General features: G+C 66.4%; 21 protein-coding genes and 2 pseudogenes. 12 read left to right on the top strand and 11 right to left on the bottom strand.

Annotation, left to right across the window (positions count from 1 at the left end):
* Positions 1–312: 312 nt before the first annotated feature.
* Complete coding sequence (locus tag WC597_RS01660; RefSeq protein ID WP_008260488.1) at positions 313–1,215, bottom strand: CoA transferase; 903 nt, start codon at positions 1,213–1,215, stop codon at positions 313–315.
* Between the two features lie 96 nt (positions 1,216–1,311).
* On the opposite strand from WC597_RS01660, the gene WC597_RS01655 reads away from it, so the two are divergent.
* The 4 genes and pseudogenes from WC597_RS01655 to WC597_RS01640 form a co-directional block, all read left to right on the top strand.
* Positions 1,312–2,502 (top strand): acyl-CoA dehydrogenase family protein, encoded by a 1,191-nt coding sequence (locus WC597_RS01655; RefSeq protein ID WP_372691461.1) that lies wholly within the window; start codon positions 1,312–1,314, stop codon positions 2,500–2,502.
* Positions 2,503–2,618: 116 nt separating this feature from the next.
* Positions 2,619–3,209: a TetR/AcrR family transcriptional regulator gene (locus WC597_RS01650; protein WP_008259822.1), complete on the top strand. Its 591-nt coding sequence runs from the start codon at positions 2,619–2,621 to the stop codon at positions 3,207–3,209.
* Positions 3,210–3,327: 118 nt separating this feature from the next.
* A complete protein-coding gene (locus WC597_RS01645; protein WP_040349824.1) occupies positions 3,328–4,185 on the top strand; it encodes an alpha/beta fold hydrolase in 858 nt (285 codons plus the stop codon).
* Between the two features lie 1,067 nt (positions 4,186–5,252).
* Positions 5,253–6,461 (top strand): annotated as a pseudogene (locus WC597_RS01640) (TonB-dependent receptor domain-containing protein); the annotation flags it as partial.
* A gap of 57 nt (positions 6,462–6,518) precedes the next feature.
* Here WC597_RS01640 and WC597_RS01635 read toward each other — a convergent pair.
* Both WC597_RS01635 and WC597_RS01630 read right to left on the bottom strand, forming a co-directional pair.
* Positions 6,519–9,158, bottom strand: a pseudogene (locus tag WC597_RS01635) (CusA/CzcA family heavy metal efflux RND transporter); the annotation flags it as partial.
* 328 nt (positions 9,159–9,486) lie between these two features.
* Entirely contained in the window at positions 9,487–9,849 is a 363-nt protein-coding gene (locus tag WC597_RS01630; protein ID WP_316629549.1) for a hypothetical protein, read from the bottom strand.
* 184 nt (positions 9,850–10,033) lie between these two features.
* Here WC597_RS01630 and copC point away from each other — a divergent pair, with 184 nt between their 5' ends.
* The 3 genes from copC (at position 10,034) to WC597_RS01615 (ending at position 12,736) form a co-directional block, all read left to right on the top strand.
* Positions 10,034–10,396, top strand: a complete 363-nt coding sequence (gene copC / locus WC597_RS01625) for a copper homeostasis periplasmic binding protein CopC (protein ID WP_372691460.1) — start codon at positions 10,034–10,036, stop codon at positions 10,394–10,396.
* Positions 10,397–10,402: 6 nt separating this feature from the next.
* Positions 10,403–11,338 carry a copper homeostasis membrane protein CopD gene (gene copD / locus WC597_RS01620; RefSeq protein WP_372691459.1) on the top strand — a complete coding sequence of 312 codons (936 nt, stop codon included), beginning with the start codon at positions 10,403–10,405 and terminating at the stop codon, positions 11,336–11,338.
* Positions 11,339–11,464: 126 nt separating this feature from the next.
* Complete coding sequence (locus tag WC597_RS01615) at positions 11,465–12,736, top strand: type II restriction endonuclease (protein WP_372691458.1); 1,272 nt, start codon at positions 11,465–11,467, stop codon at positions 12,734–12,736.
* A gap of 43 nt (positions 12,737–12,779) precedes the next feature.
* Here WC597_RS01615 and WC597_RS01610 read toward each other — a convergent pair whose 3' ends face one another.
* The 6 genes from WC597_RS01610 to WC597_RS01585 form a co-directional block, all read right to left on the bottom strand.
* Positions 12,780–13,274 (bottom strand): isoprenylcysteine carboxyl methyltransferase family protein, encoded by a 495-nt coding sequence (locus WC597_RS01610; protein ID WP_372691457.1) that lies wholly within the window; start codon positions 13,272–13,274, stop codon positions 12,780–12,782.
* A complete protein-coding gene (locus WC597_RS01605) occupies positions 13,271–14,233 on the bottom strand; it encodes a type III polyketide synthase (protein ID WP_372691456.1) in 963 nt (320 codons plus the stop codon). Before WC597_RS01605 ends, WC597_RS01610 begins: the two co-directional genes overlap by 4 nt.
* A gap of 135 nt (positions 14,234–14,368) precedes the next feature.
* Entirely contained in the window at positions 14,369–15,091 is a 723-nt protein-coding gene (locus tag WC597_RS01600) for a PepSY domain-containing protein (RefSeq protein ID WP_372691455.1), read from the bottom strand.
* Positions 15,088–15,570, bottom strand: coding sequence for a DUF411 domain-containing protein (locus tag WC597_RS01595; protein WP_372691454.1), 483 nt, complete (start codon positions 15,568–15,570; stop codon positions 15,088–15,090). The genes WC597_RS01600 and WC597_RS01595 overlap by 4 nt, the downstream gene beginning before the upstream one ends.
* A 54-nt stretch (positions 15,571–15,624) precedes the next feature.
* On the bottom strand, positions 15,625–16,164 hold the full coding sequence (locus WC597_RS01590; RefSeq protein WP_372691453.1) for a nuclear transport factor 2 family protein: 540 nt from the start codon (positions 16,162–16,164) through the stop codon (positions 15,625–15,627).
* 98 nt (positions 16,165–16,262) lie between these two features.
* Positions 16,263–16,916 (bottom strand): DUF2231 domain-containing protein, encoded by a 654-nt coding sequence (locus WC597_RS01585; protein ID WP_316629558.1) that lies wholly within the window; start codon positions 16,914–16,916, stop codon positions 16,263–16,265.
* Positions 16,917–17,032: 116 nt separating this feature from the next.
* Here WC597_RS01585 and WC597_RS01580 point away from each other — a divergent pair, with 116 nt between their 5' ends.
* The 5 genes from WC597_RS01580 (at position 17,033) to WC597_RS01560 (ending at position 19,272) form a co-directional block, all read left to right on the top strand.
* Positions 17,033–17,314 (top strand): hypothetical protein, encoded by a 282-nt coding sequence (locus tag WC597_RS01580; protein ID WP_316629559.1) that lies wholly within the window; start codon positions 17,033–17,035, stop codon positions 17,312–17,314.
* On the top strand, positions 17,311–17,751 hold the full coding sequence (locus tag WC597_RS01575; protein WP_316629560.1) for a periplasmic heavy metal sensor: 441 nt from the start codon (positions 17,311–17,313) through the stop codon (positions 17,749–17,751). Before WC597_RS01580 ends, WC597_RS01575 begins: the two co-directional genes overlap by 4 nt.
* Before the next feature lie 8 nt (positions 17,752–17,759).
* Positions 17,760–18,335: a sigma-70 family RNA polymerase sigma factor gene (locus tag WC597_RS01570; RefSeq protein WP_316629561.1), complete on the top strand. Its 576-nt coding sequence runs from the start codon at positions 17,760–17,762 to the stop codon at positions 18,333–18,335.
* A 176-nt stretch (positions 18,336–18,511) separates the two neighbouring features.
* Complete coding sequence (locus WC597_RS01565; RefSeq protein ID WP_316629562.1) at positions 18,512–18,838, top strand: hypothetical protein; 327 nt, start codon at positions 18,512–18,514, stop codon at positions 18,836–18,838.
* A 26-nt stretch (positions 18,839–18,864) separates the two neighbouring features.
* Positions 18,865–19,272, top strand: coding sequence for a copper resistance CopC family protein (locus WC597_RS01560; protein ID WP_303694479.1), 408 nt, complete (start codon positions 18,865–18,867; stop codon positions 19,270–19,272).
* Positions 19,273–19,395: 123 nt separating this feature from the next.
* On the opposite strand, the gene WC597_RS01555 is transcribed toward WC597_RS01560, so the two are convergent.
* Positions 19,396–20,217: an HAD family hydrolase gene (locus tag WC597_RS01555; protein WP_316629564.1), complete on the bottom strand. Its 822-nt coding sequence runs from the start codon at positions 20,215–20,217 to the stop codon at positions 19,396–19,398.
* 137 nt (positions 20,218–20,354) lie between these two features.
* Positions 20,355–21,540: copper resistance protein B (locus tag WC597_RS01550; RefSeq protein WP_372691452.1), on the bottom strand; the 1,186-nt coding region annotated here is incomplete at its 5' end.

Genomic DNA, 21,540 nt, shown 5'->3' with positions numbered 1-21,540 from the left:
TTATCCTTTCGCACAGCTGGCCAAGCCGAGGTCGTCGCGCGACACATCGCGTCTCTCCATTCCGACCAGCCTGCTGGACCCAGGGCGTGTCCACGACGTCGACGGGCGAGTGATGGATGGCCGGACCTCGGGAGGCCGCGAGGCGATGTGGTCCAACATCGCAGAGCGCGATGGGACGGCAAGGGGACTATTGAACGCCTTTGCCGAAACGGGCCTCAGTGCTGTAATGCTCGATCGTTTCTGTGGTGAGTTTGTGCGGGCCGCCCGTCATTTTCGAGCCGGCCTCATACTCTTATGCCCGTCAATCCCGAGCTAGGAAGTCTCTTCAGAACCGAACACTGTGCTGATCGGCAGGTCGTTGATCTTGGCTATCTCATCAACTTCGGACACCGAAAGATCTGATAAAAATCCTTCCGGATCCCCCGCGGTGATCTCCATCAAGCGAGCGGCGAATTTGGGCTCGATCGCTGCAACCGCCGCCCAGCCATTTTTCAATGGGTGGATTCCGTAGCCCGGAAACGCACCCGATAAGGCTCCCCCGCTCCGGGTCAGGCCATAGCCGACCGGCGCTGCGAACGCGAGTGCGGCCTGCTTCAGGCCGACGGTGCGATGGCGACCCTGCGATCCACGTTCCCGACCGAGCAGCAGCGCCAACCCAGCGCGCGCCGCTTCCGCTGCCCCCCCGAGATCAGCGATAAGGGTAAGAGGCATCGACGGGGGAGCGACCAGGCCTGCGTCCATCTGGTAGGTCAGATCATGACCCGGCACTTCCGGCGCCCGGGTGTCGCCCACAATCTCGACCCAGCAAAGCCGGCTGTTGATCTCCATCAGCGACGGCGCTGTAATTCCCAGGCGCGACAGGGCAGAGGGTCTCTGGCTGGTGATGAGCAGGTCTGACTGCGCCAGTATGGTGCGGAGCGAGGCCATTTGTGACGGTTCACGCAAATCCAGGGCGTAGACCTCGACTCCCCGATGCAGGTCTTCGTACCAGGGAGGGCATGCAAGGTGAAGCAGATCGCCCGAAGGCGGTTCTATCTTCGTCGCAGTCACGCCGTCCGCGACGAGCATCGACAACGCGACCGGCCCGGGCAGATTCTGGGCCAGGGAGATGACGTTGAATCCTGCCAATGGGCGATGCCTGTCATAGGTCGAAGCCGGATTCATCGGGCTGGACTCCAAATCGTTATCGAAACCGCTGCGGTCGAAGACCGTCATCTCACCTTGACAGGCTGATCATGCCAGACAACATACTGTACGTCCAACATGTAACTTTTCCCAGGCACGTGACGCTTGGTATGCGGAGCGATGACGATGTCCAAGGACGCTAGGCCGATCTTCATGGCTCCGCCGGAGACCACTCCCCTGCTCAATCGCACCGTCTTCGGGTCGGAACACGACGACTACCGCCGGGGCGTGCGAAACTTTTTCGAGGCTGAGGTCTACCCGCACTGGGAAGCCTGGGAGGCTCAGGGGCATGTCGACCGAGACCTATGGAACAAGGCGGGTGCGGCCGGGATGCTGTGTGTGACGATGCCTGAGGCCTTCGGAGGGCTCGGCGCGGACCGCCTCTTCGCGACTATAGTTATGGAGGAGCAGGCGCGCGTGGGCGCCAGCGGGCCAGGCTTTTCGCTCCACTCCGAAATCGTCGCGCCGTACCTTAAGCACTATGGCAGCCAGGCCCAAAAGGAGAGGTATCTGCCCAGAATGGCGTCTGGAGAGCTCATCGGCGCGATTGCCATGACCGAACCCGGAACGGGATCGGACCTCCAAAATATTCGGACCCGAGCCCGCGACGCCGGCGACCACTACGTCCTCAATGGATCAAAGATCTTCATCACCAACGGATTTCTCGCTGACCTCGTGATCGTCGTCGCCAAGACCGGAGAAACCGGCAAGGGGAGCGCGGACACCAGTTTGATGCTCGTGGAAGCGGGTACGCCTGGGTTCACCAAGGGAAAACCGCTCAAAAAGATGGGTATGCGAGCCCAGGACACGGCTGAACTTTTCTTCGAGGATGTCCGGGTTCCCAAGGAGAACCTGCTGGGCAGCGAAGGCGCCGGCTTCCTGATGCTGATGCAGCAACTCGCCTGGGAGCGCCTGATGATCGCAATCCAGGCGCAGGCGAGCGCAGAAGTCGCCTTCGACATCGCTCGCGACTATGTGAAGTCCCGTACCGCCTTTGGGCGTCCGGTCGCCGCCTTCCAGACCATGCGCCACCGAATGGCGGACATGCAGACCGAACTCGGCGTCGGCCGCACCTTCGTAGACGAATGTCTTAAGGCGGAGATCGCCGGGACCCTGACGCCGATGGCGGCTGCGGCGGCCAAGATGTGGGTGTCAGAGATGTGCAGCCGCGTCATAGACCAGTGTGTTCAGATGCATGGCGGTTACGGGTTCATGTGGGAGTATCCTGTGTCGCGGGCGTTCGTCGACAACCGCGCCCACCAGATCTACGGGGGCACCAATGACATCATGCGAGAGCTGATCTCCCGGGCGCTCTAGTCTGGCCCGTGACCTTTGGTTCCTTGTGCAATCCAGCCGAAACGTGAGAGGCCATGACACATCTCGCACATGACGGTCGACCTCACCCCCGAACCCAGACCGAGCGATCCGCCGCGATGAAACGGCGGCTGATCGAGGCGACGCTCGAGACGCTTCACGAGCATGGCTATGGCGAACTAACGATCGGCCGGGTCGTGGCCGTGGCAGGGGTCTCACGCGGGGCTCCCTTGCATCACTTCACATCGAAAGCCGCCCTGGTCGAGGCTGCGACGGCGTCTCTCGTCGCTGACGTGTCCCAGAAGATGCTCGAGATCTGGAAGCGAGTTCAGAGAGACCCTGATCCGATCAGGCAGTTTTCACTGGCGCTCTGGAAAGACATCTTCCTCGCGCGTGAAGGCGTTGTTTTGGCGGAACTCAGCCACGCCAGCCGCAGGGCTCCGGAACTCGCGGAGATCCTCACCCGTCTTTGGACAGGCTTTTATCGGATGGTGCAGGATTTTCATCCCGCTGATTCCGCCGGGTTTGGCGGCCCCGCCGGTGAGTTGTCTGTCGGTCGGACATTCATGTTGAGCCAATGGTTGATGCGAGGCATGCACGCTGACGTTCATTTGGGAGCGTCGAAAGCGTTGTTCGAAGCCTATTTGAACCAGTGGGTGGACGCCTTGGAACCCAAGGTTCCACCCCTAAGGGATGGGCCAGGCGCGTGATCGAAACCGGCGATTTGAGGGGGTGGTGCAGAGTTCCGCCGGTTTCCAACGCCTGGGCTGATCCTGCGGCCGGTTCAGAAACGAAGCGAAACTCCGAACCAAAGATTGAGACTTCCGAATGAAAGAACCGGCCAGAGCAGCGTTCAGGACCACCGACGGTCTAGATTTGGCGGCCGACCGCTATGGTCGGCCCGGACGCGGATCGATCCTGATGGCGCACGGCGGGGGCCAGACCCGACATTCCTGGGCCAAGACGGCGACGGTGCTTGCGGATCGAGGTTGGCAAGTGGTGGCGCTCGATCTTCGCGGCCACGGCGACAGTGCTTGGTCGACGACGGGCAGCTACGCGATCGAGCGGTTCGCGGCCGACCTTGTGGAGGTTGCGAAGACGATGGGTGACCGTCCGGCCTTGATCGGGGCGTCGCTGGGCGGTCTCGCCGGACTGTACGCGGAGGCGGAACTCGCGCCTGGAAGTTTCAACTCGATCACATTGGTGGATATCGTTCCCGGCATGGACCTGGACGGAGCCGCCAGGGTGATCGAGTTCATGAGCGCCAATGTAACGGAAGGTTTCGGAAGTCTTGACGAAGCGGCCGACATTATTGCTGCCTATCTGCCCCACCGCCCGAGACCTTCAGATCAATCCGGGTTGGCCAAGAACCTCAGGAAGGGCGCCGACGGCCGATACCGCTGGCATTGGGATCCCGGCGTCGTCGCCGGTATGCAGAGCGGGAAGTCCTTGCATGACGCGGAGGCATTCCGGGCTCGGCTGCCTGGGTTGAAACTGCCGGTCCATCTTATCCGCGGTCGCCTCAGTGAGCTGGTATCCTTAGAAGCGGCGGAATCCTTCGTCGACCAGCTTCCGAACGCCCAGTTCACCGATGTCGCCGGGGCTTCACACATGGTGGCGGGTGATCGCAACGACGCCTTTCTCAGTGCTGTGGTTGAATTCCTGGAGCGCATAGACCCTCAGTAATCCGACGCAAATGCCTGATGCCATGCTGGGGTTCGTCGTGCTGACGTCTCTCTCCACGATCAAACCGAGCCGGCGGCGTTTGTGACCGGGGACGCGCCGCAACGGCCCCTCCCCGCGCCTACAAGATATGCTCGCCTCGCACAGCATGCCGCGAACATAGGGACCGTAGAATTTGAGCGACGGGATTCGCCTCTGCGTCGCCGATACCTGAGCCTTGATGGTCGAGCTGCCGGAGGGGCGACGGTCACCCATCCTTGCACCAGATCGCTGCGTCAGCGCGGGGCAGGTTCGGAATCCCAGTTCAGGGGCCGATCGAGCTCGCGCTGCGCGGGTCGCGCTTTCGAAGCTTATCGCTCTCTAGCTGCTTGTCCTATCATTTGACCTTAGCTGCCGACTCCAAAATAGATTGGTTAGACGAATTGACCGCTGGGGTGGCGATGGCGACCTAGAGCTGGAGGACGATTGGTTGGCGCAACCGTCGAACATTTTCCTGAACGCGGAACACGAGTCGGCTGTTCGGACTGCCGACGCCGTTGATCTCCAGCATCGAGACGATCACCGGCGGCGCCTCGTCCACCTACGGATCGGATGCAGTCGGCGGCGTCCTCAACTTCCTGCTGAACCAGAACTTCGAAGGCGTTCAGCTGGACCTGCAGTATGGCGCCTCGGCCCGCGGGGACGCGGGAGCGGAAGCGGTCAGCCTGACGGTCGGCGGTGACATCGCCGAAGGTCGTGGGAGCGCCGTGCTGTCGGCGACCTATTCGAACCGCGCCTCGGTCCTCAACGCCGACCGCTCGTTCTCATTGATCGGGGGGTTCGCGGGGACCTCTCCTCTGGGCTCGACGGTGTTTGACGCCACCAACCTTCCCACGGCCGTGGCCGTCAACGCCGCGGTGCCCGGGGCCGCGCGTGGCGACACCTTCGGCTTCAACAACAACGGGACGCTGTTCACCTATCAGGGCGCGCGAGACTACGTCAGTCCGGGTGGCATCGATTATGAAGGATTCCGGACGCCGGGTCCGCTGCAGCAGACCGATTTCACCTACGCCACCGGTGACCGCAACTACATGATCATTCCGCAGACGCGCTACAATGTGTACGCGGCCGCGGACTACGAGATCAACGCAGCGGCGGAGCTCTACGCCGACTTCATGTTCTCTCAGTACGAGAGCGGCAATCAGCTCGCGTCCAATCCCGCCACTGGTCCCACCACCGGGTTCCGCATCCCGTCGACCAACCCGTTCATCCCGGCCGAACTGCGCGGCGTCCTGAACTCCCGCCCGAACCCGGCCGGAAACTTCCGCCTCGACAAACGCTTCAACGAGCTCGGCCCGCGACGCCAAACCGAGAACTACAACGTCTACCAGATCACCACGGGCTTGCGCGGTGATCTGGCCGGCTTCCGCGACTGGACGTACGATGCCTATGTCTCCTACGGGCGGGTGGACAACGGCACCGTCTACACCGGCTACCTCTCGCGCTCCGCGCTGCAGCGTCTTCTGGACGCTCCGGACGGCGGTGCGTCGATCTGCGCTGGCGGCTTCAACCCGTTCGGAACAAACCCGCTGAGCAGCGCATGCATCGGCTACGTCGGTCGTGTCGCCAAGAATACGACGACGAACGATCAGAGGGTCGCGGAGCTCAACCTGCAGGGCGGCGTCTTCACCCTGCCCGCCGGCGAAGTCCGAGCCGCCGTCGGGGCCTCCTACCGCGAGCAGAACTACGACTTTGTTCCCGACAACCTTCTGCTGAGCACCTTCACTCTGAATGGAGTCGTCGGGCCCGAACTAGCCGGAAACTCCGGCCTGCCGCTCGCGGGCTCGGATCAGGTTTCAGAACTCTACGGCGAGATCCTGATCCCGCTGCTGAGCGATTTGCCCTTCGTGCGAAACCTCGAGACCAACCTCGGCTACCGCGCCTCGGAGTACGAGACCATCGGGCGCGTGAGTTCCTACAAGGCGGATCTCAGCTGGGAGGTGGTGACCGGGCTGCGGTTCCGCGGCGGCGTTCAGCGGGCGGTCCGCGCGCCCTCGATCGGCGAACTGTTCGCAGCGCAGAATTTGAGCTTCCCGTCGATCGGAGTGCCGGTCTCCTCGACCGGTGTGCGCCAGTTCTCGGGCGACCCCTGCGACATCCGCGGGGCGTACCGTGCGCCGGGCGCGCCCGACGCCAACGCTGTGCGGGCCCTGTGCCTGGCGCAGAACGTCCCGGGCCAGGTCATCGATTCGTTCACATTCTCCAACTCGCAAGTCTCCGGGCTCACCGGCGGCAACCCTCTGCTTGAGGAGGAAACCGCTGAATCCTTCACCGTGGGCGTCACCTGGCAGTCGCAGTTCGCGAGCCCGTGGCTCAGCCGACTCTCTGCTTCGATCCGGGTCAGGCCCCCGGTCTCTGAGAGCGTGCTTGAGATAGATCAGCATCACCACGCCGAACTCGGCCGAAAGGCCGGCCAGGGCGATGAAACCCACGCCGGTCGCGACCGACTGGTCGAAGCCCATCAGATACAGCAGCCAGAACCCGCCGGTGAGGGCGAACGGCAGGGTGCCCATGATCAGCAGTGCTTCGTCGAAGCGACCGAAGGTCAGATAGAGCAGGATGAAGATGATCACGAGCGTGGCCGGAACCACGATCTTCAGCCGCTCGGCCGCCCGTTCGAGATATTCGAACTGGCCCGAGTAGGCGATGCTGACGCCCGGCGCGAGTTCCACCTCGCTGGCGACGGCCTGACGCAGATCGGCGACGACGGACGCCAGATCGCGGCCGCGCACGTCGACATAGACCCAGGTGGTCAGTCTGCCGTTCTCGGATTTCAGCATCGGAGGGCCGTCGGCGATCTGGATATCCGTGACCGTGCCAAGGGTGATCTGCTGACCCGACGGCGTCAGAACCGGCAGGGCGCGCAGTTGCTCCGGGCTGTCGCGCAGTTCTCTGGGATAGCGGACGCTGATCGGATAGCGGGCGAGCCCCTCCACTGTCTGACCGATCGTCTCCCCGCCCACAGCCCCCGAAACGATCGACTGGATATCGGCGATGTTCAGGCCGTAGCGGCCCGCCGCCTCTCGGTCGATGTCGATGTCGACATAGCGCCCGCCGGTCAGGCGTTCGGCCAGCGCCGAGGTCACGCCCGGCACGGTCTTGGCGACCTCGGCCACCTGGGCCGCGATACGGTCCATCGCGGCCAGGTCAGCGCCGGACACCTTGACGCCGACGGGGCTCTTGATGCCCGTCGCCAGCATGTCGATGCGATTGCGGATGGGAGGCACCCAGACGTTGGACAATCCGGGAACCTGAACCGCGCGATCAAGCTCCTCGACCAGTTTCTCCGGGGTCATGCCGGGCCGCCATTCATCGCGAGGCTTGAACTGAATGGTGGTCTCGAACATCTCAAGCGGAGCCGGGTCCGTGGCCGTCTCCGCCCGGCCCGCCTTGCCGAATACGGTCGCCACTTCGGGCACGGTTCGGATCATCCTGTCGGTCTGCTGCAGCAGTTCCGCGGCCTTGGCCGGGGACAGGCCCGGCAGGGCCGAGGGCATATAAAGCAGGTCGCCCTCGTCCATCGCCGGCATAAACTCGCCGCCGAGCTGGCTAAGGGGCCAGGCCGTGGTGGCGAATACCAGCAAGGCGGCCACCAAGGTCTTCCTGGGATGCCGTAGCACCCAGTCCAGCGGCCCCCGATAGATGTGGGTCAGCCAGCGGTTGATCGGATTGCTCTGTTCGGCCGGGATTCTTCCCCGGATCAGATAGCCCATCAGAACCGGCACGAGCGTGATCGACAGGATCGCCGCGGCCGCCATCGCATAGCTCTTGGTGAAGGCCAGCGGCGCGAACAGCCGGCCCTCCTGGGCCTGTAGGCTGAACACTGGAATGAACGAGAGGGTGATGATCAACAGGCTGAGGAACAGGGCGGGTCCGACCTCCACGGCCGCCTCGGTGATGACCTTCCACCGGTCCTCGCCGACGAGCTTGTGGTCCGGGTGGTCGTGTTCCCATCGCTCGATATGCTTGTGGGCGTTCTCGATCATGACCACCGCCGCATCGACCATGGCCCCGATGGCGATGGCGATGCCGCCCAGCGACATGATGTTGGCGTTCACGCCCTGAAGATTCATGATCAGGAAGGCCGCCAGCACGCCCAGCGGCAGGGTCAGGATGGCGACTAGCGCCGACCGGGCGTGCCAGAGGAACAGGCCGCAGACGAGGGCGACGACAATGAACTCCTCGATCAGCTTGCCGCTCAGATTGTCGATCGCCCGGTCGATGAGCAGCGACCGATCGTAGGTCGTCACCACCTCTACGCCCGGCGGCAATCCGGCCTTGAGTATCTGGAGTTTTTCAGCGACCGCCGCGATCGTCGCGCGGGCGTTTGCACCGGACCGCAGGATGACGACGCCGCCGGCGACCTCGCCTTCGCCGTTCAGCTCCGCTATGCCGCGCCGCATCTCCGGGCCGATCTGGATGGTCGCGACGTCTCCGAGGCTGATCGGAACCCCTCCAGCCCCCGTGCGAAGCGGCACGGCCCGGAAGTCGTCGAGCTCGGTCAGATAGGCGCCCGATGCGACTCCGGCGGGCGCGGTGTTCCACAGCGGCTCAAGGGTTTTCAGAACGTCATCCAGGGCCGCGAGGCGGCGTTCGGCGTAGAAGAGGTCGATCCAGGCCAGTCCCGTTGCGATCTGGACCTCCCGCCGCGCGACGGACTCCTCGGCGCCGGCGATGCCGATCTGCGCCTCGGCGATGTCTCGCTCAGCGCGACGGCGCGCGCGGCTCGGCACGTCCTGCTCGACGCCGATCCTGAGCATGGTGAAGTCGTCCTGGTCGAATTGCCCCGCGAACGGGCCGGTCACCGGAAACCCGTCGAGACCGAACGTGAGGCGCGGATCCGGCAGCCGGCCGGCGGCCGGAGCCGCGACCCGCGCGGCGTCCACCCCTAGGGCGCTGGCGCGCAGGCCGGGGGCTCCGGCCGCCGCGCGGGCCAGGGCCTCGTCGAACGTCTGCGGGTCGGCCTTGGCCGGCGCGGTCCAGACGCTCAGGAGCAGAATGGAAGCCGGAAGGATCGCCCAGCTTGCGTTCAGCCCAGGTTCCCGGGACGGCGCCGAAGCCCCGGCTCGTCGTGTCGCGACGCGCGGCAGGCGGGCACGGGGCGGCGGACACGCAAACGCGCGCGCCGCCGGCTTCAAACGATAGGTCATGAAATTCCTCGAAACCATGGGTCCCGCCCTGAGGGCGGGACATCGGCGAAGCGCTCGGATCGATCGGCGGTCGCCCGCGCAACGGCGGGCACGGCCTTCGATCAGCGGAAGCGGTCTACGCCAGCCGTTTCGGCGGACTCTTGAGTGGAAGCGGACCTGCGCCCTCTCGCACGACATCGACGGCCGCGAACCGGATTCCCCGCGGAGCCGAAGGCCGTTGAACGGTCGGCGCCGGCGGCATGGGCGCCGCGACGGCGGCGCAGCCCATCTTGGTGATGCAGTCGGGCGTCATTTCCTCGCAGGGGCTCATCGGCCCGCCCGAAGGCTCCTCCGCCATCACCATCATCTCGGCGCAATCCATGTCCGCCATGCCGCCCGTCGCTTCGAACACCTGGAACGGGGTGGCGTGCGCGGACGCCTGGCCGACGAAGCCGGCCACCGCCAGGGCGAATAGAAGGGTGCGGACGAGGTGCCACATGGGCGTTCATCCCACGTCAGTCAGCCCGCCGTGTCAAGGATCGACCTCGCAGGTCTCCGGGCCGGCGTCGGGCGCGCCCAACGCCGTGCTCCGAATAAGCGTGGGGCCGCCCGAAGCTCGAACGAGGGATTAAAGCCCGGTGCCCGTATATCTCATTGAACCCCTCTGATTCCGGAGCCTCCCTATGACCACTCGCAAAATCCTTTCCGTCGTCGGCGCCGTCGGCGCCCTGCTGTTGGGGGCGACGCAGGCTGCCGCCCACGCGCGCGTCGTCGCCTCCAACCCGGCGGCGAGCGCGAGCATCGCCTCGCCGCGTTCGCTGACGGTCACCTTCAGCGAACGCGTCGTTCCCGCTTTCTCGGGCCTCGAGGTCGTGAACGCCGCCGGCGCCAAATTCCCGGTCGCGACCACCGTCTCCGATGACGGCATGGCCGTTACGGGACGGACGGCGCGCCCGCTCGCGGCCGGCGCCTACAGCCTTAATTGGCACGCCGCCTCCGCAGACGGCCACCGTATGACCGGCGTCATTGCCTTCACGGTACGCTGACCCCTCGTGCTCGACGTTCTGGTCATCCTGCTCCGGCTCGCGCAGTACGGCGGCGCGGTCGTCCTGCTCGGGACGCCGTTGTTCCTCCTCTACGGGTTGCGCGGGTCGGACGCGGTGGCCCTCGGCTGGACGAGATCCTTGCTGGTCAGCGCGGCGGCCGTGGTCGCCATGGGCTCCGCCGCCGCGCTCGCGGCCCAGACCGCTGTGATGGCGGGCTCGCTGACTGAAGGTCTCAAGCCGGCGACGCTCGGCTTCATGATCACGGGCACGAGCCTTGGGCCCGCCTTTCTCGTCCGGACGCTGGCCGCATTACTCGCGCTTCTTGCGCTCATCGAAGACAAGCCGTCCCGCGGCCTGTGGAGATTCGTCGCTGTCGCCGGCCTCATCGTCTGCGCCAGCTTCGCCTGGACGGGACACGGCGCGGCCACCGAAGGCGCGGGGCGCTATGTCCATCTGACGGCCGCGATCCTGCACAGCTGGGCGGCGGCGGTGTGGCTCGGTGCGCTCGCAGCCCTGCTGATCCTGACGTTGCGGCGGCGGTCAGAAACGGTCGATGGCGATAGGATCCTTCATCGAGCGCTTCACGGATTTGCCGGCGTCGGAACCGCATCGGTCGCCGTCCTGGTTCTTAGCGGATTGGTGAACAGCTGGTTCATGGTCGGGCCAGATCGTATCGCCGGCCTGCTGAGCACCCCCTACGGTCTGCTGTTGACGGGCAAGCTCGTGCTCTTCGCGCTCATGCTGGTTCTGGCGGCCGCGAACCGCTTTCATCTGACGCCCGACCTCGGCAGCGCCCTGGACGACCCCGAGTATCTTGGCCCCGCCATTTCACGGCTGAAACGCAGCTTGGTGATGGAGACCCTCCTCGCCCTGGGGCTGCTGGCCCTGGTGTCCATCATGGGAACCCTGGCTCCGGTCTCGGCCATGGAAATGGCGATGTAGCCGTTGGCGCGCGCCGAACGCGCTGGAGCCAGGTGCGTCGCACGCGCTCTTGGGACCGGCTGCGAATGGCCGTTGGCCCAGCGACCTGGACCCGCCTAGACTGCTCAAGAATTGAGGGGGCGCGCCGTGTCAGATCGAGTTCGTGATCTTATTGAACAGTGGCGGCGCGACCCGGCTGCGACCTACCAGACCTGGTTCCTGTGGGACGAGCGTCTTAAGAATTTCCGCTCCATCCGACGCGGCATCGGCCAGGTCGTCGAGGAGATCGAAGCCGGCCGCTTCGGCGTGGCCTATCGCGGGTCATCGCTGGAAACGATCGTTCATTCGGTCGCCGAACAACGGCAGATCTTCAAGGGCGCGGATCATGCCTTCCTGTGGAAACCCAAGCTTCGCATCCCGGACATCTACGAAAACGCGGCCAATCAACGCGCTTTCGGCCGGCTCCTGCATCATTGCAGCTGTTGTTCGACAGCAACGGAAATTCTCACGGGCATCCGCACGATCGACCAGCTCCGGATCAAGGGCCTCGGGCCCGCAGTGGCCAACCTGATCTATTTTCTTCACCCCACCCACGTTTCGCCGTTCAATACCGCGATCGTCAACGGCTACAATGCGATCACCGGATCAAAGGTCAAGCTCGGGAGCTGGGAGCACTACCTTGCGATGCGGCAAGGAATTTTAGCCCTCAACGCTCGCTACAGCGATCTTTTGTCCAACGATCTCGGGGCGATCGCGGGCTTCCTGTTCGACGTGGGCTCCGGCCGCTATCCGGCGCCGCCCCTGGACGGCGAGAGTCTGTCCGCCAGCGGCTGGGACGCGCGCTTGGCCGAAGCGCGCGCCGAAGCGGTCAAATTCGAAAAGACCGCGCTCCAGCAGCGCGAGACGGATCGGACCCACACAGAGATCCAGGGGTGGGTCCGTGATCTGGGTCGCGCGCTGGGATACAGGGTCTGGATCGCGTCCAATGACCGCGGCCGCCAGCATGAGGGCGCACGCCTGAGCGAGGGCTGCCTCCAACATCTACCGCCGTCGCTGGCGAACGGTCCAGGGGCCGAGTCCATCCGGCTGATCGACGTACTCTGGCTGGAGGGAGACACGGACCGCGTGGCGGCCGCCTTCGAGGTCGAGCATTCCACCACGATCTACTCCGGTGTCGTGCGAATGCTGGACCTCGCCCTGTCAGGCGAACTGAACATCTCCGCCGGCCTCTTCCTGGTCGCTCCCGACAGCCGCGAAAACGATGTGAGGGCGCAGTTGCAACGTCCGGCCTTCAGCCGGATCGCCGATCTCAATGTGCGCTATCTGCCCTACGGAGAACTGGAACGGCACCGGGCGTCTATCGCCCGCTTCGGAACCGGTCTCAGGGCTCTGACCGAGATTTCGCACCGCGTGACCTGATCGTCGTCGACCGGACGGCCTCGCCCCCAGGTCGTTCGAACTCCTATGCCCGATCGGCCAGGGCGCGATCCTCCAGCCGCACCCGCCAGGCGATCAGCATGGCGTTCAGCGCGGTGAACACCATTGCGATCCAGACCTGGCCGAAGACCAGCGGCAGGATGGCGATCTCTAGAGATGCGACCCAGTAGTTGGGATGACGAACGACGCGGAATGGGCCGGACCGCATGAGCGGGGCGCCGGCCAGGGTGATGATACGGGTGGTCCAGAACCGGCCGAGGGTCGCGATCACCCAGACCCGACCGAACTGCAGCACAACATAGATCGCCAGCAGCCAGGAGTTCGGACTCCCGGTCCATGGCGTGAAGATCGCCAGAGCCGAGAGCCATGCCGCGTGCAGGATGACGAACAGAGGGTAGTGGCCGGCCCCGATCTCGACCGCCCCCTCGGCCATCAACCGTTTGGTGTTCCCGTGCGCCAGCCACAGCTCGCCCAGCCGTTGGAAGACGACTAGCCCAAGGACGACCGGGAACCACATCATTCTGGGTGGACCAGCATCAGGGCGGTGGTGAAGCCGGGGCCGAGCGTGGTCAGCAACAATGGCCCCGGCTCCCTGGCATCCAGCGCCGCGCGCAGCACGAACAGCACGGTGGCGGAACTCATGTTGCCGTGGTCGCGCAAGATTTCGCGGGTATGACGCATCTCTCCCGGCGACAGGGCGAAGATGCCCTCCAGCGCTTCGATGACCTTGGCCCCGCCGGGGTGGCAGACGAAGCCGCCGACGTCGGCGGCGGTCAGGCCGTTGGCGGCCAGGAAGGCCTCGGCGATGGGCTTGAAGTCGTTCTGGACCAGGCTCGGAATGTCGCGGCTAAACACCACCTTCAGTCCGTCGTCGGCCACGTCCCACCCCATGACGTCCAGGCTGTCGGGCCAGGTGTGCTCATGGCTGGCGCCCAGCACCGGTCCCTCGGCGTCGTCGCGGCACGACACGACCGCAGCCGCCGCGCCGTCGCCGAACAAGGCGGTGGCGACCAGGTTCGACTTCGACCGGTCCTGAAAGCGGAACGTCAGGGCGCACAGCTCGACGACGAGCAAAAGGACGCGGCTCTCCGGGTAGGCCCTGGCCATCTCGGCCGCCCGAGCCAGCCCCATGACGCCGCCAGCGCAGCCCAGGCCGAACAGGGGAACCCGCCGTACGTCGGGTCGGAAAGGCATCACCTGCATCAGCCGCGCTTCGAGCGATGGTGTGGCGATGCCTGTCGAGCAGACGGTGACGATGCAATCAATATGCTCGGGGCCCAGCCCCGCTTGCACCAGCGCGCTCGTCGCGCTCTCGGCCATCAGGGCGACTGCGTGTTCCAAGAACAGGTCGTTCCGCTCCGCGAAGCTGTGTGGCTGCAGATACCAGTCGATTGGCACGCACGAATGCCGTGTGTCGATCAAGGCGTTGCGATAGATCGGCGCCAGCCGCTCGAAACCGCCGAAGGTCGTGGCGAACATCTCGGCCCCGTTGGCCGCTACGTCCTCCTGCCGCAGGATGTACGGCGGCCAGGCGGTAGCCAGGGCAGCGAGACGCGGTTGTGAAGTCCGGTCGCTGTCGTCTCTTGGCGGAGCGTTTTCGTGTGGTCGCCCGGCTCATGGCTCCCGCCTGCGAGCCGCACGCACCATTTTCAGGTCGCGGGAGATCCGTATCCATAGCAGGATGAAGCCCGAAATCACGATGCTCAGGGTCAAGGCGGTAGTGATGATGATCAGGGGGTGATTGAAGTCCTCGCCGTCATTCCAATCCATGACGTGGAGACGCCAGAAGAAGTCGAAAATCCGCCAGACGCCCGAACGGCGCGTCACCACTTCGCCGGTCGCCGGCGACAGGTAGAAGGACGTCTTTTCGCGGTCGGCGAAGTCCACCCGCCACAGCGGTCCGGTGCGTCCAGTCTCCTCGGGCGCCGTCGCCAGAAGCACCGCGCCGGAAACCCGCGCCTCCCCCTTGTACGCGCTCTTGGCGAAGGCCGAAGCCTCGGCCGCCGACATCGATCCGAACGGCCGACCGGTCGCGGCGGACACGACGACGGGCTCGCCCGTCGCCGGTTTCAGGGTCCAGGCCGGCCCCCGCGGCGTCGTGTGGAGTTCCGCCTGAACCGGCGCCACGCCCGTGCGGCGGGCGATCTCCCCCAGCGCCGGAAGGCCGCCGAGCTCCAGCGGATCGGGCTTGAGTTCGACCGCGCGATGTTCGCCCCGCACCGTCTCGATCGGAATGGCCGTCATGACCAGACCGCCGCCCACCCAGAACAGAACCTGGAGCCCGACGACGAGCGCGATCCATTTGTGCAGCTGGGTGGAGAGCCTGAGAACCTTCATGGCGCCGCCTGGCCGTGACGCGCGAAGACGCGCGTGCCGCCGCCCTTGAGGATCAGCAGGGTTTCATAAGGCTCACGTTGGCCGTCGGGCGTCTCCATGCCGGGAGATCCCAGCGGCATGGCCGGCACCGCCAGGCCCACGGCCTCGGGACGTTCGGCCAGGAGCTTGCGCACGTCCTCGGCGGGCACGTGCCCTTCCAGCACATAGCCGCCGATCAGGGCCGTGTGGCAGGAGGCGAGCGCCTCGGGCACGCCCTGGCTGCTACGTATGGAGCGCAGGCTCGGCAGCTCGTTGACCCGCGCTTGGAAGCCCGCGGCGCGCATGTGATCGACCCAGGCCGTGCAGCAGGCGCAGGTCGGGGTTTTGTACACGGCGAGCTCGGTCGATGAACGGGCGCCCGGAGCGCAGGCCGCGACGGCGACGGAGCCGGCCCCCGCGGCCAAAAATGCACGGCGTGAAAGCGTGGGCATCGATCTCATGGGTCCCTCTGGCGAGCGATATCTGGAGGCCGCCGATGACGGTCGCCGCCGCGATCAGGCGGTGGGGCGGAAGGGCCGGGCCGAGGAGTGATAGACGTCGAACCTCCACTCGTCACCCCGCTTGCGCAGGACGCTCGTGGCGGCGCCGCGGCGCTCGATGGGGGCCCGGGCGCTGTCCTTGAAGGTGATGTGATAGGTGTAGGTCTCGCTCACGAAGGCGGTGTCGCCGTCGACCTCCACCTTCATCTCGTGGTTGCGGAAGTCGAAGCCCGCCAGGTCGGCGAACTCGGGCCCGAGATGGTGCTCGAGATAGTAGGCGAACGAGCCCTCGACGCCGCCGTTCTCGAAGATCTCCGAGTCGCTCCAGAACAGGGCCGGGGTCTGGGACACGTCCATCCGCTCGATGGCGTCCTTGTAGGCGGTGACGACGGTTCGGACCTGGGCCTCGTCAGCGGATTGCGCATGGCCAGGGGCGTGTTCCGAGCCTTGCGTATGCGCCGGGTCGGGGGCTTGAGCGTGGGCCGGCGCCTGAGCCTGGGCGGAGGTCGCGAGGACGGCGACAGCCAGTCCGGCGAATGCTGAACGATGCATCATGGTCAAGTCTCCTGGTTTGCCGCGGCGACGGTAGCGTCCGGTCCGGCGGAATGGATTGAAAACGACGTGGCTTGACCACGACGGCCCCCGGGGGGGCCTCAGAACATCAGATGCCGCATGCCGTGGGTCAGCATCCCGCCCAGCAGGCCGTTGACGACCACGGCGGCGGCGGTGACGGTCAACAGGCCGATGTAGATCAGCTCACGCCCGCGCCCCGGCCGGCGGACCCAATGTTCCTTGGCCCACCAGCTCAACAGGCCCAGCGCGGCGATCGAGGTGCCGAGCCACCGATGGTAGAGGTGGGTCACGTCGTCCTTCCCGGGCAGTCCCATGGCGAACCACCCCAGCGCCACCGCGGCGACCGCGGAGATCGCCGCCAGGGCGATGATCACGCGCGTGCCCTGCGTCAGGACCGGCCGACGCAGCGTCAGGGCGGCGATCTCGAGGAGCGCGGCGACGAGGAACAGCGCGATCGGGAAATGGACGGCGGCGGGATGCATGGCGCCGAGCCAGCGATACAGGCGCTGAGGCATAGGCTTGGGACCCTCGTCCACCGTCATGGCCCCGTGGTCCATGTCCATGGCCATCCCCGGCATGGCCATCACGCCGCTTTCTGGCACGGCGCCCGCCGGCGCGGCGGCCTGGGCGCGGGCCGCGGCCTGCTTGTCATGATCCTCGTGCGCGAACGCGGGCGCGCTGACAGACAGAGCCGCCACCAGGGCGAGCCCCGACAGCAATTTGCGTATCGACATTGTTATCTCCCATCCCGTCCCTTCTGCTAACTACGCACCGGAGAGGCCGTCCCCTCGTTTGAGGGATTTGGCTAGTTTCGGCGTAGTAGGGATTAGGGGCGCAAGGAGAGTGTTCGATGGCGCGTAATTTGGATGATCTTTTGGCCGGATCGACGGCGACGCCCTTAGGCCGGTCGCTCGACGGGCTCGAACCGCTCGTCTGGAGCCGGGTCGACGCGCTTCGCGGCGAAAGGTTCGCGTCGCAACTGCGTTTGGGGGCCGTCGCTATGGCCCTGGTCACTGGCCTGACGGCAGGCGGCGTCGGCGCGATCGCCGCCCCCAGACCGCCGGGGGAGATGGCCATCTTCACGGTCGATGCGGGTCTGTCGCCTCTGGTGAGACTGGAGGCCGGCCGATGATGCGCGGCTGGCGGGCCATCGCCCTGACGGCCGTCCTGGCGGCGGTCGCCAGCGGCGCGGGCACCTGGATCAGCGCCAGCTGGGTGCTGAGCCGGCGCGAACCGCCATCCCTGCACGACATCGTGCACCACGACCTGAAGCTCTCGCCCGACCAGCTGACCCGCATCGACGCAGTCGAAGCCCGGTTCGCCGTGCGCCGGACCGCGCTCGAAGCGGACGTCCGCGCGGCCAACGTGGAACTGGCGCGCGCGATCGAACAGAGCGACGGCGACGGCCCCCAGGTGCAGGCGGCGGTGGACCATTTCCACGTCGCCATGGGCGCCTTGCAGAAGGAGACGATCGCCCACGTCTTCGAGATGCGGTCCGTGCTGACGCCGGCCCAGGCGGAGGTGTTCGACGACCGCATCGTCGCCGCCCTCGCACCCGCCGAAGGCTGACGATCCGGGTGGAGAGTCCAGCGGACCTGTCAGCCCGCGCCGCCGGCGGCGACCGGGCGGCCTTCAGCGAGTTGATGCGGCAGACCAAGACGGGCCTGTTCCGCTTTGTCCGGCGCTATGTCGGCGACGAGCAGGACGCGTGGGACCTGTTGCAGGACACCTATGCGGCGGCCTGGATCAGCATCCGACGCTACGATCCGACACGGCCCTTCGAGGCCTGGATCCGCACCATCGCGCTCAATAAATGCCGGGACTGGAGCCGCCGCCGCTTCGTTCGGCGGCTCATCCGGGGCGGCGTCGACTTGTCGTCGCCGGAAGCCATGTCCGTGCCGGACGGGGCCGAGGCGGTGGATGACCGGATGGATGCCAACGCCCGGCTGGCGCGGTTGAACGAGGCCGTGAGCCGTCTGCCGCCGCACCTCAAGGCTCCGCTTCTGCTGACGGCGATCGAAGGCCGCAGTCAGGCGGAAACGGCCGGGATGCTGGGTGTCTCCATCAAGACCGTGGAGACCCGCGTGGCGCGGGCTCGTCGCAAGCTGTCCGAGGCGCTGGACGACACGCCCGCTGTCCGGGCCGTTGAGTGATCAGCTCGAGGGTCCTTGGAACCTTCGTTGCGCCTTAGCCCCGCTCGCGCCGCAGCGGCGCTCCGTCGATCGACATCCGGGCGGCGAGGGATGCGGCGCCCGTCCGCGTAATCTAGTATGAGGGCGTCGCGGGAAATCGACCCGATCATCGCCTTTTCCTTTCAGGAGCTTGTCACATGAGAGTCCCGATCCTAGCCGCCGCAGCGGCGATCACCCTGGGCGCCTGCCAGCCGGCCGCCGAACCTCAACCGGTCGAGGCCCAGACGGCGCCGGACGCCTCGGCGACGACCCCGATGGAGGCCGCGCCGGTCGCCACGCCCGAGCCGACTGCGCAGCCGCAGGCCGCCGCACCAGCCCCGGCGCCGTCCCCCCGGGCCTCGACGCCCCGACCGACCCGCCCCGCGCCGGCGCCAGCACCCGCCCCGACCCCGCCGCCGGCCGATCCGATGGCCGGGCATGACATGTCGAAGATGGACGGCATGACCATGCCGCCCAAACAATAGTTCGCGTAAGCATCAGGAGCTTTCTCATGAACCGTTCAATCTTCGCCAGCCTCGCCGCCGTGGCGGCGCTGGCTCCCGTCTCACTCGCCCACGCCCAGAGTCATTCGCACGCCGGCGTGTCAGCCCAGGAACACGCCGCCGTGCAGGCGCCTGCCAACGGCGTCGTCACCGCGCCGGCGGACAACGCCATGCTGGCCGCTGCCCCGACGGCGTTTTCGGCGACATTTCCGCACGCCATGACCCTGACGTCGCTCAGGCTGACGGGCGCCGCGGGCCAGCCGGTCGATGTGGTGGTGTCATCCGAGGCGCCGCCGGCCACAACCGTCACCGCGCCTCTGCCCACGCTTGCGCCGGGATCCTATTCCGCCGCCTGGGCCGCGAAGGGCGCCGACGGCCATCAGATGAACGGCGTCGTCCGTTTCATGGTTCACTGAGGAGTCGGCCTCCCGTCCCCTTGGGGGGCCGACGCCTGATGTGGAGGAACGCCGCGCAACCTGCTGCGCGGCGTTTTTCGTCGTGGATGGGCTTCCGTCGCCTCCCGGTCCGGGCGCCGGAGGTCACCCTCCGCCGTGAGCATTGTCGGCTCCGGGCGGTCGCAACCCGGCGCGATCACTCGCTCCAGGCGGCCTCGCCGCTCCGGGGAGATGGGTCGCCAGGCTCGCCAGGGTCCGGACCACGACGTGGGCGTCCCCTGAACCGCGTCCAACAGCTTCGCCAGCCTCCGGATCGTACAGAATTGTGAAACAGCCCAGCGCCATGGCCGGGCGAATGTCCCATACCAGACTGTCGCCGACGACGCAGACCTCTGCCGGTTCGACGGCCAGGGCGGCGAACATTCGCCTGAACGCTGCGGGATCGGGCTTCCCCACGCCGACCTCGCCTTCAATCTGGATGTGGTGGAAATGCGAAGCCAGGCCGAAACGCTCGATCTTGGCGCGCTGCAGGGGACCGGCGCCGTTGGTGAGAAGCGCCAGCCGGTATCCAGCATCCCGCAGATGGACCAACACGGCGTCCGCCCCGGGTTCGAGCCGCATCTGCCGGTCGCGATGAAGGCTGAAGGCGTCGGCGAGGCGTTCGGCGATTTCCGGAGAGGGCGTCGCACATCCGTCGCGCCGCAGGGCCTCAAAGGCCTTGGCCGCGATGATGCGCCTGGCCTGCCTCGGGGCTCCGCGGCCGATGGCGTGGCTTTCCGGATCGCTCCAGAAAGCCCGCCCCGCCTCCGTCAGGGCCCGCGCCGCATGGTCCGGAGCCAGGTCGCCAAGCTCGGTCTGGTACAACTGACAGACCCTACGCCACGCCAGGTCCGGGCGGCGATAGGCTGAGATCAAGGTGTCATCCAGATCGATAGCGACGGCCCGGGTTCGCCGAGTCGCTGTCATTGGACCCCACCCGGCCGGACACCAGCGTGCGCAAGACACTGGCTATAGTGGCGCACTGACCCACGCGAGGGCATCCTCATGCCCCCCCGCTGGTTGACTGCGCGGGCCCGGCACCAAGATGAACCCGCCAGCCTTCGCTAGAACCAGGCCCGAATGCCGACGACCAGTCGGGTGTCTTCCGAGCTTCGTCCGTCGGCTTCCAGGAAGTCCGCCGTATTGCCGAAGCTCTTGGTCCATTCCACGCCGACATAGGGGGCGAACTCCTTGCGGAACTCGTACCGCAGCCGGGCCCCGATCTGGAGCGACGACAGGCCGGAGCCGATCCGGAGTTCTGGGATGTCCTCCGCCGACAGCACCACCTCGGCCCGGGGCTGGACGATCCAGCGATTGGTGATGCGCTGATCGTATTCGGCCTCCGCCCTTGCCGTGAGTTCGCCCTTGTTGGACAGGAAGGCCGCCGCGTCGACCTCGAACCAGTAGGGCGCCAGACCCTGGATGCCGACGACCAGGTCGGTCCGGTCGCCTTCGGGCCGGTAGGTTTGCCGCAGGCCGGTCTGGAAGTCGAAGAAGGGTCGGAACGCTCGGCTGTAGAGGGCCTGAATCTCGGCCTCCTCGACCTCGCCGTCGAAGGCGCCTTCCCCTTCCGACTTCCACCAGAAGCGATTGATGTCGCCGCCGGTCCAGCCCTGGGCGTCCCAGGCGTAGGCTTCTTCGCCTTCGGCGAAGGTCGCTTCGAGCTGGTCGATGATGACCGCCGTCGTGCGCACATTTCCATGCTCGACCCGCAGTTGGGCGCGGGCCGCCGCCATTTCGGCGGGGTCGAACAGCAGGTCGGCGGCATTGGCCGGCCCGGTTGCCGCGCCCGCCGGAGCGGGGGCTTCCGGCGGACGGCCCGGATTGTCCGCGCTGGTCGGGACGTCGGGCGGCATGGCCATTCCGGACATGTCGTGTCCGGCCGGCATCTGACCCATCGTCGACATATCGTGACCGGCCGGCATCGCCGGAGTCGGCGTCTGGCCCATCATCGACATGTCGTGCCCCGCCGGCATGGCCGGCGCGGGCGGAGTCTGACCCATGGTCGACATGTCATGGCCGGCATGCGGGGGCGCGGCGGCCGGAGCCGGCTGGGTCTGGCCCATCGTCGACATGTCGTGCCCCGCCGGCATGGCTGGCGCGGGCGGGGTCTGACCCATGGTCGACATGTCATGGCCGGCATGCGGGGACGCGGCGGCCGGAGCCGGCTGGGTCTGGCCCATAGCCGACATGTCGTGCCCCGCCGGCATGGCCGGCGCGGGCTGGGTCTGACCCATGGTCGACATGTCA

The sequence above is a fragment of the Brevundimonas sp. genome, assembly GCF_041648115.1.
GTDB lineage: Bacteria > Pseudomonadota > Alphaproteobacteria > Caulobacterales > Caulobacteraceae > Brevundimonas.
Note: the sequence above shows the minus strand (reverse complement) of the source record. Positions and strands in the feature narration are given on the sequence as shown.

What these genes read in the sequence shown, in the direction of transcription:
- WC597_RS01660 (WP_008260488.1), bottom strand. Translation starts at nt 1,215, where the DNA reads ATGACGGTCTTCGACCGCAGCGGTTTCGATAACGATTTGGAGTCCAGC.
- WC597_RS01655 (WP_372691461.1), top strand. Translation starts at nt 1,312, where the DNA reads ATGTCCAAGGACGCTAGGCCGATCTTCATGGCTCCGCCGGAGACCACT.
- WC597_RS01650 (WP_008259822.1), top strand. Translation starts at nt 2,619, where the DNA reads ATGAAACGGCGGCTGATCGAGGCGACGCTCGAGACGCTTCACGAGCAT.
- WC597_RS01645 (WP_040349824.1), top strand. Translation starts at nt 3,328, where the DNA reads ATGAAAGAACCGGCCAGAGCAGCGTTCAGGACCACCGACGGTCTAGAT.
- WC597_RS01630 (WP_316629549.1), bottom strand. Translation starts at nt 9,849, where the DNA reads ATGTGGCACCTCGTCCGCACCCTTCTATTCGCCCTGGCGGTGGCCGGC.
- copC (WP_372691460.1), top strand. Translation starts at nt 10,034, where the DNA reads ATGACCACTCGCAAAATCCTTTCCGTCGTCGGCGCCGTCGGCGCCCTG.
- WC597_RS01610 (WP_372691457.1), bottom strand. Translation starts at nt 13,274, where the DNA reads ATGATGTGGTTCCCGGTCGTCCTTGGGCTAGTCGTCTTCCAACGGCTG.
- WC597_RS01605 (WP_372691456.1), bottom strand. Translation starts at nt 14,233, where the DNA reads ATGTTCGCCACGACCTTCGGCGGTTTCGAGCGGCTGGCGCCGATCTAT.
- WC597_RS01600 (WP_372691455.1), bottom strand. Translation starts at nt 15,091, where the DNA reads ATGAAGGTTCTCAGGCTCTCCACCCAGCTGCACAAATGGATCGCGCTC.
- WC597_RS01595 (WP_372691454.1), bottom strand. Translation starts at nt 15,570, where the DNA reads ATGAGATCGATGCCCACGCTTTCACGCCGTGCATTTTTGGCCGCGGGG.
- WC597_RS01590 (WP_372691453.1), bottom strand. Translation starts at nt 16,164, where the DNA reads ATGATGCATCGTTCAGCATTCGCCGGACTGGCTGTCGCCGTCCTCGCG.
- WC597_RS01585 (WP_316629558.1), bottom strand. Translation starts at nt 16,916, where the DNA reads ATGTCGATACGCAAATTGCTGTCGGGGCTCGCCCTGGTGGCGGCTCTG.
- WC597_RS01580 (WP_316629559.1), top strand. Translation starts at nt 17,033, where the DNA reads ATGGCGCGTAATTTGGATGATCTTTTGGCCGGATCGACGGCGACGCCC.
- WC597_RS01575 (WP_316629560.1), top strand. Translation starts at nt 17,311, where the DNA reads ATGATGCGCGGCTGGCGGGCCATCGCCCTGACGGCCGTCCTGGCGGCG.
- WC597_RS01565 (WP_316629562.1), top strand. Translation starts at nt 18,512, where the DNA reads ATGAGAGTCCCGATCCTAGCCGCCGCAGCGGCGATCACCCTGGGCGCC.
- WC597_RS01560 (WP_303694479.1), top strand. Translation starts at nt 18,865, where the DNA reads ATGAACCGTTCAATCTTCGCCAGCCTCGCCGCCGTGGCGGCGCTGGCT.
- WC597_RS01555 (WP_316629564.1), bottom strand. Translation starts at nt 20,217, where the DNA reads ATGACAGCGACTCGGCGAACCCGGGCCGTCGCTATCGATCTGGATGAC.